The sequence below is a fragment of the Acidovorax sp. GW821-FHT10E04 genome, from assembly GCF_059415185.1.
In genome coordinates this window covers 949103-964475 of the sequence record NZ_JBWKMT010000001.1, presented here as the reverse complement: position 1 = coordinate 964475, position 15373 = coordinate 949103, and the positions used below count along the sequence as shown (strand labels likewise).

11 protein-coding genes and 1 tRNA gene are annotated in these 15373 nt (G+C 68.1%); 4 read left to right on the top strand and 8 right to left on the bottom strand.

Features of this window, described 5'->3' with window-relative positions; genetic code table 11:
• Positions 1 to 38: 38 nt before the first annotated feature.
• On the bottom strand, positions 39 to 2378 hold the full coding sequence (locus AC07OC_RS04390; protein ID WP_494600430.1) for an AsmA family protein: 2340 nt from the start codon (positions 2376 to 2378) through the stop codon (positions 39 to 41).
• Between the two features lie 300 nt (positions 2379 to 2678).
• On the opposite strand from AC07OC_RS04390, the gene AC07OC_RS04385 reads away from it, so the two are divergent.
• Positions 2679 to 3593 (top strand): pseudouridine synthase, encoded by a 915-nt coding sequence (locus tag AC07OC_RS04385; RefSeq protein WP_218295187.1) that lies wholly within the window; start codon positions 2679 to 2681, stop codon positions 3591 to 3593.
• Positions 3594 to 3694: 101 nt separating this feature from the next.
• Here AC07OC_RS04385 and AC07OC_RS04380 read toward each other — a convergent pair.
• Positions 3695 to 3768: transfer RNA gene (locus tag AC07OC_RS04380), tRNA-Gly, on the bottom strand.
• A 166-nt stretch (positions 3769 to 3934) separates the two neighbouring features.
• Between AC07OC_RS04380 and AC07OC_RS04375 the strand changes: the two genes are divergently transcribed.
• Positions 3935 to 4900 (top strand): sulfurtransferase, encoded by a 966-nt coding sequence (locus AC07OC_RS04375; protein ID WP_218295186.1) that lies wholly within the window; start codon positions 3935 to 3937, stop codon positions 4898 to 4900.
• A 174-nt stretch (positions 4901 to 5074) separates the two neighbouring features.
• Complete coding sequence (locus AC07OC_RS04370) at positions 5075 to 6301, top strand: YeeE/YedE family protein (RefSeq protein WP_494600429.1); 1227 nt, start codon at positions 5075 to 5077, stop codon at positions 6299 to 6301.
• Between the two features lie 83 nt (positions 6302 to 6384).
• Here AC07OC_RS04370 and AC07OC_RS04365 read toward each other — a convergent pair whose 3' ends face one another.
• From AC07OC_RS04365 to gabT, 6 genes are all read right to left on the bottom strand, one after another.
• The gene (locus AC07OC_RS04365; protein ID WP_304505114.1) at positions 6385 to 7875 is read right to left on the bottom strand and encodes an NAD-dependent succinate-semialdehyde dehydrogenase; all 1491 of its coding nucleotides are present in this window, start codon (positions 7873 to 7875) and stop codon (positions 6385 to 6387) included.
• A gap of 184 nt (positions 7876 to 8059) precedes the next feature.
• Positions 8060 to 8881, bottom strand: a complete 822-nt coding sequence (locus AC07OC_RS04360; RefSeq protein WP_494600428.1) for an ABC transporter permease — start codon at positions 8879 to 8881, stop codon at positions 8060 to 8062.
• Between the two features lie 21 nt (positions 8882 to 8902).
• Entirely contained in the window at positions 8903 to 10168 is a 1266-nt protein-coding gene (locus AC07OC_RS04355; protein ID WP_218338698.1) for an ABC transporter permease, read from the bottom strand.
• A 34-nt stretch (positions 10169 to 10202) separates the two neighbouring features.
• A complete protein-coding gene (locus AC07OC_RS04350) occupies positions 10203 to 11234 on the bottom strand; it encodes an ABC transporter substrate-binding protein (RefSeq protein WP_218338697.1) in 1032 nt (343 codons plus the stop codon).
• A gap of 78 nt (positions 11235 to 11312) precedes the next feature.
• Entirely contained in the window at positions 11313 to 12413 is a 1101-nt protein-coding gene (locus tag AC07OC_RS04345) for an ABC transporter ATP-binding protein (protein WP_218295181.1), read from the bottom strand.
• A 43-nt stretch (positions 12414 to 12456) separates the two neighbouring features.
• Positions 12457 to 13749, bottom strand: coding sequence for a 4-aminobutyrate--2-oxoglutarate transaminase (gabT, locus tag AC07OC_RS04340; protein WP_218338696.1), 1293 nt, complete (start codon positions 13747 to 13749; stop codon positions 12457 to 12459).
• A 188-nt stretch (positions 13750 to 13937) separates the two neighbouring features.
• Here gabT and AC07OC_RS04335 point away from each other — a divergent pair, with 188 nt between their 5' ends.
• Positions 13938 to 15356 (top strand): aminotransferase-like domain-containing protein, encoded by a 1419-nt coding sequence (locus AC07OC_RS04335; RefSeq protein WP_218295179.1) that lies wholly within the window; start codon positions 13938 to 13940, stop codon positions 15354 to 15356.
• The last annotated feature ends 17 nt before the right edge of the window (positions 15357 to 15373 follow it).

Sequence of the window (15373 nt, the reverse complement as noted above, 5' to 3'; positions counted from 1 at the left end):
CCCCTGACCCGCAATTGACCGGGCGCCGTCCGGTCAGGTCAGCGCGCGGGCGATGCTTTGCTGGCGGCCTGCCGCGCAGGTTGCGAGGCGGTGCCCGCGGCCCCCTGGGCGCCTGGCCGGACGGGTTCCCTGGCGAGATCCAGCAGGGGCTTGCAATGCGTGTCGTCGTCGGCCGCGGGCACGGTGATGGGCACCAGCGCCAACGCGGCGGGAGCCACGGCCGCTGCCACCACCGCCGCGCCCGCGCGCAGCAGCAGCGGGCCGGCTTCCACGCCGACCTTCGGGTCGCCGAACGTGCCTTTCACGTACAAGGGCGAGCGCAGCGAGAAGAACTTCCATTGCAGCGACTCGGGCTTGATGCGCAGGTTCATCTCCTCGGTGCCCAGGTCGATGGTGCCGGTGGCCTCGACGATCGCGTCTTCGGTGCTCATCTTCACCACGCGCGTGGTCGCCAGGCCGTCCACCACCGTGAAATCGGCCACCGCGCAGCGCAGGTGCACTTCCTTGTTTTCACCAAAGAGCTTGCCCACGATGATGCTGCCCACGTTCAGCGCGGCCAGGTCCAGCATCTGCTTGCTCAGCGTGCCGTCCCGCACGTACAGGCGCATCTCGCCCGTGCCCTGGCCCAGCAGTCCGGCCAGGCTGTTGCCGCGGCTCTCCAGTGCGATGGCGCCGTCCATGTGGCCAAAACTCTTCTGCATGAGCTGTACCTTGGGGAACAGCGCCGAAAGCTGCAAGCCCTGCACGGTGCCGCGTATCTGCGCCTTCAAGGGCGCGGCGCGCCCGTCGATGCTCACCTGCGATTCGATCTTGCCCTGCGCCACGCCAAACGTGAGGGGCGCGAGCTTGAGCTGCGCGTTTTCCATCACGGCCCGCACGCTCAGGTCTTCCAGCGGCAGGCTCTCGGGGCGGATGATGTGGCGGCCCTTGAACACGATGTCCATGTCCATGGCATTCCAGCGCTCGGCCGCGAACTTGGAGTCCGGCAGCACCTTGCCACGCTGGTCGCGGCCACGGTGCGTGTTGTCGGACTTGGTGGTCCCGATGGTCGGCCCCAGGTCCGCCAGGCGCAACTGGTTGGACGCCATCGTCCCGGTGAGCCGTGGGCGCGGCTTGCCCGACGTGTACTTGAGCGACCCCTGAAGATCGCTCTGGCCCACCTTGCCTCGGAAGCCGTTGTATTCCCAGACCGCCCGTTCGGGCTCCAGGCTCCCGGTCAGCCGGCCGGTGGTCTCGAAGGGCGGGGTGTTGGGCAGCACCAGCCCGGTCAGGTCGTACAGGTCGGCCATGCTGCCGCCCTTGAGCCGGACCTGGAAGTCCAGGCCGGACAATGCGCCAGGGTTGGCCAGAATTCCTTGCGCCGACAGCGACACGCTGCCGGCGCTGGCGTCGATCTGAAGGGGGTAGTTCACCACCTTGTTGCGCAGGCTGATGACCTGGCCCGCTCGCCCCTGGCCCCTGACCTGGGCCTTGGCATACCGGCCCTGCAGTTCGAAGCGCAGGCCATAGGGCACCGGCCCCGCCGCCGCATCGGCCCCGGAGGCAGCGGCGCTCGCGGATGAGGATGCCCGCGCCAGCGCGGGCTGCGCCGGGGTCGATGCGGCGGCGGAGGTGCCGGATGGCGTGGCCGCCGGCCCGCCGGGGAGCACCGGCTCGGTGGTGTCAATGCGGGCCTGCAGGTCCAGGTCCTTCATGCCGTCGGCATAGGCCAGGACGCCCTGGTGGACCACCAGCCGGTCCACGTCGAAGCTCCATCCGCTCCTGGGCCCGTCCTTGCGCTCGAAGGTCCAGTTGCTCGCACCGCTGGCCGTGCGGGCCAGCGCCACCTGGGGGCCGGTGAGCGCCACGGTGTCGATGGAAAGATGCCGCCCCAGCAGGGGCAGCAGGCGCACGGTGGCGGTCGCGCTGCCGATGCGGGCCATGGTGGCTGGGCTGCCGTCGGTCTTGCCGGCCGTCTCGGCCGGGCCGGCTGCGCCTTTTGAAACCGCTTTGCCATTGGCACGCTGGAAGGGGGGCGTGAATCCGGAGGGGTTGTCCATGACCAGGCGTTCGGCCTTCACCGTGACGCCCGGCACCCAGCGCTGCCACCCTTCTTCCAGGGGCTGGGGCCAGCGCCATTGCGCGGACAAGTCACCTTCGATCGCAAAATGCCGGCCCGTGGCTTCGCTCACTTTTTCATTGACCCAGGGCTTCGCGCGGTTCCAGTCGATCCAGGCGAGCAGGACCCCCAGCAGCACCAGCACCATCGCCACCAGCCCGACGGCCCACAAGGTCCACACCACAAGGCGCCTCCCGATGCCGGGTGCAGGCCGCTGGCGGGCCTGGGCCACGGCGGGGCTAGGCATGTCGGTGGAAGGCGCGGCAGGTGTGGATGGCATGAAGTCAGTCGGCGGGCAGCGTGGGTGTGGAGTGGGACTGTTGGGCGTGTTTTCAGCGGTAAGCGCATCCGGCCCAGGGGGAGCGGTGTGCGCGTCCACGGGGCCTTTTGGCGTTCATGCTAGCCCGCATCGGCGCGTATCGCAGCAGCACGGGCGCAACTGCCGCCCTTGTCCTACAGGGGCAAGAACCCCGCATGCCCGTGGGCCCCGGCGGGTCCGCGCAAGGTCAAGGGGGCTGCCTTCTCGGGTGCAGACGGGTTGTGCGGCATCGAAGGAGAGGGTTCATAAAATGTGCCCACCATGCACAACCCCCGCCATACCCATGCCCCTGCCGTGCGCGATGGCGTGGGGCCCAGCTGCGTGGTGCTGCCCAGCCAGGGGCAGGGCAGCATGCTCGACTTCCTGGCGCGGCGGCTCCCGGCGGTGGCCCGTGAGGAGTGGCTGCGGCGCATGCAGGCGGGCGATGTGGTGGATGAGCGCGGCGACCCCGTGGCGCCCGCTCGCCCGTTTGAAGGCGGCCTCAGGCTGTACTACTACCGCAGCCTGCCCGCGGAGCCCGCGCTGCCCTTCACGGAAACGGTGCTTTACCAGGACGAGCACCTGGTAGTGGCCGACAAGCCGCATTTCATGCCCGTGACACCGTCCGGCCGCTACCTTCACAACACGCTGCTCGTGCGGCTCAAGCGCCAGCTGGGCCTGCCGGAGCTTTCGCCCCTGCACCGCATCGACCGGGACACCGCGGGCCTGGTGCTGCTGTCGGTGCACCAGCGCACGCGCGGGGCCTACCAGGCGCTGTTCCGCGACCGCCAGATCACCAAGCACTACGACGCGATCGCCCCCTGGCGCGCGGATATCGCCTTTCCGCGGGAGCACATCAGCCGGCTGGAGGAAAGCCCGCAGTTCTTTCGCATGCAGGAAGTCCCTGGCGAGCCCAACAGCCACACGCGCATCGAGGTGCTGGACGTGGCAGGCGCGAGCGGGTGGGCGCGCTACCGCCTGTCGCCGGTCACGGGCAAGCGCCACCAGCTGCGGGTGCACATGGCGGCCCTGGGGCTGCCGCTGCGCAACGACCCGTTCTACCCGGTCGTGAACGATCCGCCCGAGGGCGACTATTCACGGCCGCTGCAGCTTCTGGCGCGCTCGCTGGAGTTCGTGGACCCGCTGTCGGGTGCGCGGCGGGTGTTCGAGAGCGGGCAGCGGCTGGGCCTGCCCTGAGGGCTGGGTTTTAAAGAGACGCCGCCAAGGTACAGCAGGGCTTGCGGGTGACGCAAATAAAAAAACCTGCCATGCAGCAATGCAGGGCAGGTTTCAGAATCTGGAGCGGGTGAAGGGAATCGAACCCTCGTATGAAGCTTGGGAAGCTGCCGTTCTACCATTGAACTACACCCGCGAAGCCTGCAATTATAGGCAGCATCCGCCCGGTCCCCGACGGGCGCCTGGTGCAAACGCGCAAAACGCATATGCATAGCCGATCTTGTTGGTTGGTCTGATGCACTGCGGGCTCTAAATTCCTTTCACCTGCAGCGCGGCGCAGGCTCTTCACCGAAAGGACGCGAATGACAATGCAACGCAATCCCTCAATGCCACCAGGCTGGCGTGCCTGGCTTCGCGCCTGCGTGGCAGGAAGCACGGTGCTCTTTTGCAAAGCGCTGTGGGCCGCCACTCCCATTCCCGCTGGCCCCCTGGTGACCACCGAATGGCTCGCGCAGAACCTCGACAACCAGCAGGTGCGCATCGTCGAGGTGAGCGTGAACCCGGGCCTGTACGAGCGGGGCCATGTGCCTGGGGCGGTCAATTTCTCGTGGCATCAGGACCTCAACGACCGCGTGCGGCGCGACATCGTGGGCAAGGAAGGCTTCGAGGCGCTGCTGTCCAGGGCTGGCGTGTCGCCCGAGACCACGGTGGTGCTGTATGGCGACACCAACAACTGGTTTGCGGCCTGGGGGGCCTGGGTGTTCGACATCTACGGCGTGAAGAACGTCAAGCTGCTCGACGGCGGGCGCAAGAAGTGGGAGGCCGAGAACCTGCCCCTGAACAACCGCGTGCCCGAGTTCGCCGCCAGCAGCTACAGGGTGGGCCAGGTCAATACCCAGCTGCGCGCACGCCTGGCGGACGCGCTGGCCGCCGCCGAGGGCAAGAGCAATGCGAAGCTGGTGGATATCCGCTCGGCGGATGAATACACCGGCAAGATCTTCGCGCCTGCCGGTGTGCCGGAGCTCAGCATCCGCGCGGGCCACATTCCAGGCGCGGCCAACGTGCCATGGGGGCAGGCGGTGAGGGAGGACGGTACCTTCAAGTCCGCCGACGAGCTCAGGAAGCTCTATGCCAGCGCGGGCGTGGACGGCAGCCGGCCCATCATCACCTACTGCCGCATCGGCGAGCGCTCCAGCCACACCTGGTTCGCGCTGTCCAGGATCCTCGGCTACAGCGTGAAGAACTACGACGGCTCCTGGACGGAATATGGCAACTCGGTGGGCGTTCCCATCACGAATCCGGCGGGCACCGTCTGGGCGGCCAAATGAGCCCGCGGGCCGTGCCACGCCCGCGATTGAGGGGGTGAATGAAGCGGCGATCGGGAGACGGCGAAAGGCCACGATTTTTTGGTAGGGGTCTCCTTTACAGCCCGCTTCGTGCGGGCTTTTTTTCTCGGTGCCCGCGATGGCCGCGCGGGCCACACAGCGAACCATCGACGACCCATGAGCCTTCCATTGCGCACTGTTCCAGCCACTTCCTCCTATATCGCGCTGGCGCTGCTGGCCGCCCTGCTGGCGGCCGTCCCGTGGCTGCAGGGCCAGGCGGGCGGGCGCACGCTGGTGTTTGCGCTGGCCTGTGGCGCGGTGCTTGGCGTCGTGCTGCAGCGTTCGCGCTTTTGTTTTTACTGCCACGCGCGCGACTGGTTCGAAGACCGCAACCCGCGCGGGCTGCTGGCCATCGTGCTGGCGCTGGCCGTGGGTGTGTTGGGCCATACCGTGGTGCTGGGCGGCTGGCTGCCCGTGCCGCAGCCGGGCAAGCTGCCGCCGGACATGCACATCGGCCCGGTGAGCTGGGTGCTGGTGGCGGCGGGGCTTTCGTTTGGCGCGGGGATGGTGGTCTCGGGCTCCTGCATCAGCGCGCACTGGTACCGGCTCGCCGAGGGCTCGGCGGTGTCGCCCTTCGCGCTGCTGGGCTCCGCGCTGGGTTTCATCGCGGGCTTCAGGACCTGGAATGCGCTGTACAGCTGGAGCGTGGCCGATGCGCCCGTGGTGTGGCTGCCCGCGCACCTGGGGTATGGGGGCGCGCTGCTGGTGCAATGGGGCGCTCTGGCGCTGGTGGGCGCCTGGCTGTGGCGTGGCTTTGCGCAGGAGGGCGCGGCGGGCGATGCACCCGGGGTGATGAAGCCCGTGCCCGGCCTGGGCACCGTGTGGCGCAACCTGTGGACCGGGCGCTGGCACTACTGGGTTGGGGGCCTGGCCGTGGGGCTGATCGGCACGTTTGCCATCGTGCGCATGCGGCCCCTGGGCGTGACGGCCACGCTGGGCAGCGCGGCGCGCCAGTGGGCGCAAGGGCAGGGGTGGATTCCCGAGCGGCTCGACGGGCTCGACGGCTTCGCGGGCTGCGCCACCTTGCCGCAAGCCACCTGGCTCACGCCCAATGCCTTGCTGCTGGCAGGGCTGGTGGCGGGGTCCTTTGTCGCGGCGCTGGCCAGCCGCCAGATGGCCCCCCGCTGGCCCACCTGGCGCGATGCCGCGCGGGGGCTGTCGGGCGGCGTGTTGCTGGGCTGGGGCGCGATGACGGGGCTGGGCTGCACCATGGGCACGCTGCTGTCGGGCGGCATGGCCGGAGCGCTGTCAGGCTGGGTATTTGGGGCGGCGGTGTTCTTCGCGGTGTGGGCGGGCCTGCGCGCGAAGGCCGCCCCGTGGCGCCAGGGATGGGGGGCGAATTAGTGCATTTTTGGCCGCCAGCGCTTATCCAGAAAGCGCGAGCAGCTATCAAAAACATATCAAAAAGGTACCCGGCCCGGGGCCGGTCACTTCTGGATATCGCCCAGGCACAGGTACTTGATCTCCACATAGTCGTCCATGCCGTGGTGCGAGCCTTCGCGGCCCAGGCCCGACTGCTTGACACCGCCAAAGGGCACGTGCTCGGTGGCCAGAATGCCCACGTTGGCGCCGACCATGCCGTATTCCAGCGCCTCGGTCACACGGAAGATGCGGCCCACGTCGCGGCTGTAGAAGTAGCTGGCCAGGCCGAACTCGGTGTGGTTGGCCGCGTCGATGGCCTCCTGCTCGGTCTTGAACTTGAAGACCGGAGCAAAGGGGCCAAAGGTTTCCTCGCGTGCGCACAGCATGTCGGCCGTGGCGTTGGCCACCACCGTGGGCTCGAAGAACTGGCCCGAGCCCAGGCTGGTGAGGCGCTGGCCACCGGCCACCACCTGGCCGCCCTTGGCAATGGCATCGTCCACGTGGCGCTGCACCTTGGCCAGCGCGGCTTCCTCGATCAGCGGGCCCTGGTTCACGCCGGCCTCGAAGCCGTTGCCCACCTTGGCTGTCTTGACCTTGGCGGCGAACTTGGCCACGAACTCGTCGTACACGCCTTCCTGCACGTAGAAGCGGTTGGTGCACACGCAGGTCTGGCCCGCGTTGCGGTACTTGCTGGCGAACGCGCCTTCCACGGCGCTGTCGATGTCCGCATCGTCGAACACCAGGAAGGGCGCGTTGCCGCCCAGTTCCAGCGACATCTTCTTGACCGTGGGGGCCGACTGCGCCATCAGGATGCGGCCCACCTCGGTGCTGCCGGTGAAGCTGATGTGGCGCACCACGTCGCTCGCGCACAGCACCTTGCCGATGGCGATCGAGTTGTCGCTGTCGGCGGGCAGGATGTTGAACACGCCAGCCGGGATGCCCGCACGCAGGGCCAGCTCGGCGGCGGCCAGGGCCGTGAGCGGCGTGAGCTCGGCGGGCTTGATGACCACGGGGCAGCCGGCGGCCAGGGCGGGCGCCACCTTGCGCGTGATCATGGCCAGCGGAAAGTTCCAGGGCGTGATCGCGGCGCACACGCCGATGGGCTGCTTGAGCACCATCAGGCGGCGGCTGTTGTCGAACTGCGGCAGCACCTCGCCGTTCACGCGCTTGGCCTCTTCGGCGAACCATTCCACAAAGCTGGCGCCATAGGCGACCTCGCCCTTGGCTTCGGCCAGCGGCTTGCCTTGTTCGGCGGTCATGATGCGGCCCAGGTCGTCCTGGTTGGCCATCAGCAGGTCGAACCACTTGCGCAGGATGATGCTGCGTTCCTTGGCGGTCTTGATCTTCCAGGGGCCCCAGGCGGCATTGGCGGCGGCAATCGCGGCTTCGGCATCGGCGGGGCCCAGGTTGGCCACGTCGGCCAGCTTGAGGCCGGTGGCCGGGTCGTTCACGTCGAAGCGGCTGCCGCCCGCCACCCACCGGCCGTTGATGAGGCCGTCGGTCTTGAGCAGGCTGGGGTCGTTGAGCAAGGCGAGGGGCGAGGTCTTCATGTCCATGAGATTTCTCCAGATGCAGTGGGTTGATGAGCGGTAGGCAAGGGCTCGCCGCCGGCAAAGGCGGGCAGGGCGGCGGGGGCCTGAAATTGGCGCAGCGGGCAGGCTATCACGGGTGAAATGGCCCACTGTCGCCAGTGTTTCAGTTTTTCAGGAAGGCAGGGATTCAGGCCGTTTTCACCGTGGCTCAGCCCCTGCGCGTGCGCAGCCACTCCAGCGCCAGGAGCAGGCTGGTGGTGAAGAGGATGAGCAGCGTGGCCACGGCGGCGATGGTGGGCGAGATGTTCTCGCGGATGCCGTTGAACATCTGGCGTGGCAGCGTGGACTGGTCGGCGCCGGCCAGAAAGAGCGTGACCACCACTTCGTCGAACGACGTGGCGAACGCGAACAGCGCCCCCGAGATCACCCCCGGCGCGATCACCGGCAGCGTGACGCGAAAGAAGGTGTTGAAAGGCGTTTCCCCCAGGCTCAGCGACGCGCGCACCAGGTTGTGGTTGAAGCCCGCGAGCGTGGCCAGCACGGTGGTCAGCACGAACGGCGCCCCCAGCGCCGCGTGCACGATGATCAGGCCGGCATAGCTGTCCGCCAGGCCCAGCGGCGCGAAGTACAGGTAGGTGCCCACGCCCACCACGATGATGGGCACCACCATGGGCGCGATCAGGATGCCCATGAGCAGGCCCTTGAAGCGGAAGTCCGCCCGTGACAGCCCCACCGCCGCCAGGGTGCCCAGGGCCGTGGCGATCAGCGTGGCCGCGGGCGCCACGATGAAGCTGTTGCGCGTGGCGCGGGCCCACTCGGGCGAATCGAACAGGTGGCGGTACCACTTGAGCGACCAGCCGTGGATGGGGTAGGCCAGGAACGAACTCTCGGAGAACGACAACGGCACCATCACCAGGATGGGGGCCAGCAGAAACACCAGCACGGCCACGCACAGGGCGCGCACGGCCCACCAGCCGAGCTTGTCGGCCCAGGTGGCGTACAGGGGGAATTGGGGGAGCAAATGGCGCATGGTGAGGGTCTTCAGAAGTGTTTAGCCCAGGCTCAGTTCTGCCTTGCCAATGCGGCGGTACACGCCGTACAGCAGCAGCGTGGCGGCCAGCAGCAGGGCGCCCAGCGCACAGGCCATGCCCCAGTTCACTTCCACGTTGGTGTAGCGGGCGATGTAGTAGCTCAGCATCTGGTCGTCGGCGCCGCCCAGCAGCGCGGGGGTGACGTAGTAGCCGATGGCCAGGATGAACACCAGCAGCGCACCCGCGCCCACACCCGGGTAGGTTTGCGGCACATACACGCGAAAGAACGCGGCGATGGGCGAGCTGCCCAGCGACACCGCCGCGCGCAGGTAGGTGGGGGGCACGCTTTTCATCACGCTGTACAGCGGCAGCACCATGAACGGCAGCAGGATGTGCACCATCGCAATCACCACGCCCGTGCGGTTGAACAGCAGCGCCAGTGGCTGCTCGATGAGGCCCAGGCCCATCAAACCGCGATTGACCAGGCCTTCGGACTGCAGCAGCACGATCCAGGCGGCCACCCGCACCAGGATCGAGGTCCAGAACGGCACCAGCACCAGGATCATCAGCACATTGGCCTGGCGCGCGGGCAGCGAGGTCAGCCACCAGGCCAGCGGGTAGCCCAGCAGCAGGCAGAACAGCGTCACCACAAAGCTGATGTGGAAGGTGCGCAGCAAAATGCCGCCAAACGCGCGCTGCTCCTCGGGCATGCGCTCGACCTGGCCCAGCGCGTCGCGCTGCAGGTCCACCGAGGCGAGCAGGTAGTCGGGCGTCCAGCGCGCGCCGTTCTTGGCGATGGCGCGCCAGAAAGGTGCTTCGCCCCAGCGCGCGTCCTTGCCGAGCAGCTGGTCGCGGATGGATTCGGGCGTGCCCTGCATGGGCAGGGCGCGGAAGGCGCCCATCACCATCGAGCGCGCGCCGGGCACTTCCGAGTTCAGCCTGCGCGCCAGCGCGCCAGCGTCAGAGCTGTCGGGCAGGCGGGCCAGGTCCTTCATGAGCGCGGCGTAGGCAGCGGGGCCCGGTGCCTCATGGCGGTCCCAGCCATGCAAGGCCTCGATGGTGGCGGGCAGCGTGTTGGCCACCTCGGGGTTCTCCACCCCGCGCTGCAGCAGCGCGGCAATGGGGACCAGCAGCGTGAGCAGCAAGAACACCAGCAAGGGCAGGGTCAGGGCAAAGGCCCGCCATTTGCGCCGCGCTTCGGCACGCGACAGCGCCTTGCGCAGTGCGCCGGGTGCGTGGGCGTCCAGCGCAAGCGCGGCGGGGGCGATGGCAGAAGAGGCTTGCATGGTGTCTTGCGCTCCGAGGGTGCGGGTTACTGACTTACTGGGTGGCCCAGGCGGCGAAGCGTTTCTCCAGCGCTTCGCCCTGGTCGGCCCAGAAGCTCACGCCGAACTGGATGGCTTCCTTGGCGTTGGCGGCCGATGTGGGCAGGTCGTCCAGCACCTTCCTGTCCAGCTTGGCGAGGGCCGTGGTGTTGGCCGGGCCGTAGGCGATGTTCTGCGCGTAGGCGGCCTGGCTGGTGGTCTGCAGGGTGTGGGCAATGAACTTGACCGCAGCCTCCTTGTTCGGCGTGCCCTTGGGGATGGCCCAGTAATCCAGGTCATAGATGCCGCCGGGCCAGTAGATCTTGAGGTTGCGGCCCTCGCGGTTGGCCGCGTCGATGCGGCCGTTGAACACGGTGGTCAGCACCACGTCGCCCGCCACGAGGAACTGCGGTGCCTGGGCACCGGCTTCCCACCATTGGATGTGGGGCTTGAGTTCGGTCAGCTTCTTGAAGGCGCGGTCGGCGCCGTCCTTGGTGGCGAGCACCTTGTACACGTCGGCGGGCTTCACGCCATCGGCCATCAGCGCGAATTCGAGGTTGTAGCGCGCGCCCTTGCGCATGCCGCGCTTGCCGGGGATCTTCCTGGTGTCCCAGAAGTCGGCCCAGCTGGTGGGGGCGGTCTTGAGCCTGTCGCCGTTGTAGGCCATGACGGTGGACCACACGAAGATGCCCACGGCGCAGTCGGACACGGCGGCGGGCAGCAGGTCGGCCTTGCTCACGATCTTGCTGTAGTCGAGCTTTTCATACAGGCCCTCGTCGCAGCCACGCGCCGCGTCGGGCGATTCGAGCTCCACCACGTCCCAGGTCACCTTCCTGGCCTCGACCATGGCCTTGACCTTGGCCTGCTCGCCGTTGTATTCCACGGCGACGATCTTGTTGCCCAGCTTTTCGTAGGGCTCGTAGAAGGCCTTCTTCTGGGCGTTGGCGTTGGCGCCACCGAAGTTCACGACGGTGAGTTGCTGCTGCGCGAAGCTGGGCAGTGCCAGGCAGGCGGCCAGGGAGGCGCAGGCGATGAGGCTTTTTTTCATGGTGCAGTTTTTCCTTGGGTTGTGGAGGAACGGGGACTCGGGGACAGGGCTCGGAAAAGGGGGGTGTGGGGACAGTGCTCAAACGGCATAGATGCGCGTGGAGGCCGGTGGAAACTCCAGCAGCACGGCATCGCCCGGCTGCGGATGCATGCCCGTGCCGGTGGGGTTCAGGGGCAGTTTCACCACGGCCTGCTCCTGGCCGTGGCCCAGGTCGCACATCAGGCGCTGGTGGTCGCCGTAGTAAATGGTGCGCGCCACGGTCGCCGGGACGGCCGAGCCCCTGGGGTAGTGCGAGTGCGGGTGCAGCACGATGCGCTCGGGCCGCACGCAGGCCTGCACGGGGGCGCCCCGGGCGGTCTGGTTCACGTTGACACCGGGCAGCAGGTGGCCGCCCGGCAGCTGGATGGCCGTCTCGGCGCCCGCGCCCTGCAGGGTGCCGGTGAGCACCGTGCTGTCGCCCACGAAACCGGCCACGAAGCGGTTGGCGGGGGTTTCATACAGCGCCTCCACGCTGGCCAGCTGCTGGATGACGCCTTCGTTGAACACGGCCACGCGGTCGCTCATGGTCAGCGCCTCGCCCTGGTCGTGGGTCACGTACACGAAGGTCACGCCCAACTGGCGGTGCAGCTCCTTCAGCTCGATCTGCATGTGTTCGCGCAGCTGCTTGTCCAGGGCGCCCAACGGCTCATCCATCAGCACGAGCTGGGGGTTGAACACCAGGGCGCGGGCCAGGGCCACGCGTTGCTGCTGCCCCCCTGACAGACGCGCGGGCAGGCGGTCGGCCATGCCGGTCAGGCGCACCATGTCCAGGGCCTTCTTCACGCGGTCGGCCTGCTCGGCCCTGGGCACCTTGCGCACGGTGAGCGGGTAGGCCACGTTCTGCCCCACGGTGAGGTGCGGGAACAGCGCGTAGTTCTGGAACACCATGCCGAAGTTGCGCTTGTGGGGCGGCGTGCCGGTGATCTGCTTGCCATCGAGCAGGATGTCGCCCGCGGTGGGGGACTCAAACCCCGCCAGCATCATCAGCGTGGTGGTCTTGCCCGAGCCCGAGGGCCCCAGCAGGCTCAGGAACTCGCCGCGCTGGATGTCCAGGTCCAGCGCGCGCACCACCAGTTGTTCTCCGTCGTACGTCTTTTGCACGCCGCTGAAGCGGACCAGGGGCTCTGCCGATGGGTTCATGGTTGGGGGCACCTTGTAAGCAGAATGAACGCCGGGCCGCATGTCAGCCCAGCGCGGCAAAGCTGTCGGCCAGGATGGCCAGGCCCTCGTCGAGCAACTCGTTGGAGGCGGTCAGCGGCACCAGGATGCGGATCACGTTGCCGTAGGTTCCGCACGACAGCAGGATGAGCCCGCGCTGGGCGGCCTCGGCGACGACTTTCTTGGTCAGCGCGGCGTCGGGGCGGTGGACATCGCCGTTCTCGAACAGCTCGATGGCCACCATCGCGCCCAGCCCGCGCACGTCGCCGATGGCGGGTACTTTGGCGGCCATGCCTTTCAGCGCCCTGACCAGCAGCGCGCCCATGTCCTGGCTGCGGGCCAGCAGGTTTTCTTTCTCAAAGGCTTCGATCACGGCCAGCGCTGCGGCGCAGGCGACGGGGCTGCCCGCGTAGGTGCCGCCCAGGCCACCGGCCGCCGGGGCGTCGATGACGTCGGCGCGGCCCACCACCCCCGACAGCGGAAAGCCGCCCGCCAGCGATTTCGCGGTGGTGATGAGGTCCGGCGCCACGGGCCACTGCTCGCACGCAAACCAGGTGCCGGTGCGGCCTGCGCCGGTCTGCACTTCGTCGGCGATCAGCAGGATGCCATGGCGGTCTGCCAGGGCCTTGAGTCCGGTGATGAATTCGGGTGGCGCCACGTAGAAGCCGCCTTCGCCCTGCACGGGCTCAAGAATGAAGGCCGCCACACGCTCGGGCTCGATGTCGTTCTTGAAGATCAGCTCCACCGAGTGCAGCGCCTGCTCCACGCTGATGCCATGCAGTGCGTTGGGGAAGAGGGCGTGGTACACCTCGCCGGGGAAGGGGCCAAACCCCGTCTTGTACGGCACCACTTTGCCGGTCAGGCCCAGCGTGAGGTTGGTGCGGCCGTGGTAGCCGCCCGTGAAGGCGATCACGCCGGGGCGCCGGGTGTGGGCGCGGGCGATCTTGATGGCGTTTTCCACGGCCTCGGCGCCGGTGGTGAGCAGCAGGCTCTTCTTGGCAAACGCACCCGGGGCCAGGGTGTTCAGGCGCTCGCACACTTCCACGTAGGGCTCGTACGCCACCACCTGGAAGCAGGTGTGGGTGTACAGGTCGAGCTGTGCCTTCACGGCGGCGATCACACCCGCGTGCAGGTGGCCGGTGTTGAGCACGGCGATGCCGCCGGCGAAGTCGATGAAGCGGCGGCCCTCCACATCCCACAGTTCGGCGTTGCGGGCCTTCTGGACGAAGATGTCGTGGGCCTGGCCGACGCCCCGGGCCACGGCGGCATGGCGGCGGGCGAGGAGGGCGGCGTTGGTGAAGTGGCGGTCTTGCTGCATGGCGGTGGGCGGTGGTGTGAACACGGAATGAAGGAATGGGCGAATTCTGGAAGCCGCGCCGCGCACCGTCCATGTACAGCGGGGTGCGGTTTTGCGCGCACTGTGCAGGTCTAGAATCCTGTACAGGCAATCCCTGATCTGGTGTGCGCCAAGTCGGTGCACAATTCGCCCCCTTTTTGGCTCTCCTGATGCTCACTCTCAGCCCGGACCTCCAGACTCCCCTGGTCAGCCAGATCGTCGATGGTCTTCGGGGTCTCATCGCCGGGCAGGTGCTCAAGCCCGGCAGCAAACTGCCCTCCATCCGTGCCTTTGCCGCCGCCCATGGCGTGAGCGTGTTCACCGTGGTCGAGGCCTACGACCGCCTGGTGGCGCAAGGCTGGCTGGTGTCGCGCGCCAATGCGGGTTTCTTCGTGAAGCGCCGCAGCGAAGAAGGCGCCGTGCCCGGCGCCGGGCCTCAGGAGCGGCCGGTGCCCCGTTTTGACGCACGCTGGTACCTCAAGCAGATCTTTGAAAACCGCAACCTGCCCATGAAACCGGGCTGCGGCTGGCTGCCGCACGACTGGCTGTTCGGCGATGCCGTGCGCCGCAGCATGCGCCAGCTGTCTTCCGACGGCCCCGAGCTCGACGGCTATGGCCTGCCGCATGGCCACATGGCGCTGCGCATGGTGGTGGCCGAGTCGCTGGCCGAGCACCATCTGGCGGTGGACGCCGACCAGGTGCTGCTCACGCAGGGCTCCAGCCAGGCGCTCGACCTCGTGGCGCGGCGCCTCGTCAAACCCGGCGATGTGGTGCTGGTGGATGACCCCGGCTATCCCAACCTGCTGTTCATGCTGCGCTTCGCGGGCGCGCACCCGGTAGGGGTGCCGCGCACGGCGGGGGGCTATGACCTGCTCGCGCTGGAAGCCCTGCTGGCCGCGCACAAGCCCACGGTGTTCTTCACGCAGCCGCGCCTGCAGAGCCCGACCTGCTCGGTGGCCTCGGTGGCGCATCTGCACCGCCTGCTGCAGTTGGCCGAGCAGCATGGTTTCATGCTGGTCGAGAACGACATCTATGCCGATATGGACACCGGCGTGCGCCCCTCGCTCGCCAGCCTGGACCAGTTGCGCCGGGTGATCTACCTGGGCAGCTTCTCCAAGACCATCTCGCCGAACCTGCGCACGGGCTTCGTGGCGGCGCGGGGCGACCTGCTGGACGAGCTGGTGCAGCTCAAGATGATCTCGGGGCTCACATCGTCCGAGATCACCGAGCGCATCACCTTCGGCGTGGTGACGGATGGCCGCTGGCGCAAGCACCTCAAGTCCCTGCGCGAGCGCCTGGCCGAGGCGCACGGCGTGGTGGGGCGGCGGTTGCTGAACCTGGGCTTCGAGCTCTTCCATGAGCCCGAGGCGGGCATGTACCTGTGGGCCCGCCACCCCGATCTGCCCGACAGCGCGGAGCTGTCGAAGGAGGCCACGGGCGCGGGCATCATGCTCGGCCCGGGCCAGTTGTTCCTGGTGGAGCCGCGCCCCACGGGCTGGCTGCGCTTCAACGTGTCGTTCAGCCAGGACGAGCGCATGTGGCGCTTCTTGGAGCAGCGCATCCTGCTGGGGCAGCAGGTGGCGGAGTAGCTGGCGGCAGGCTGCTG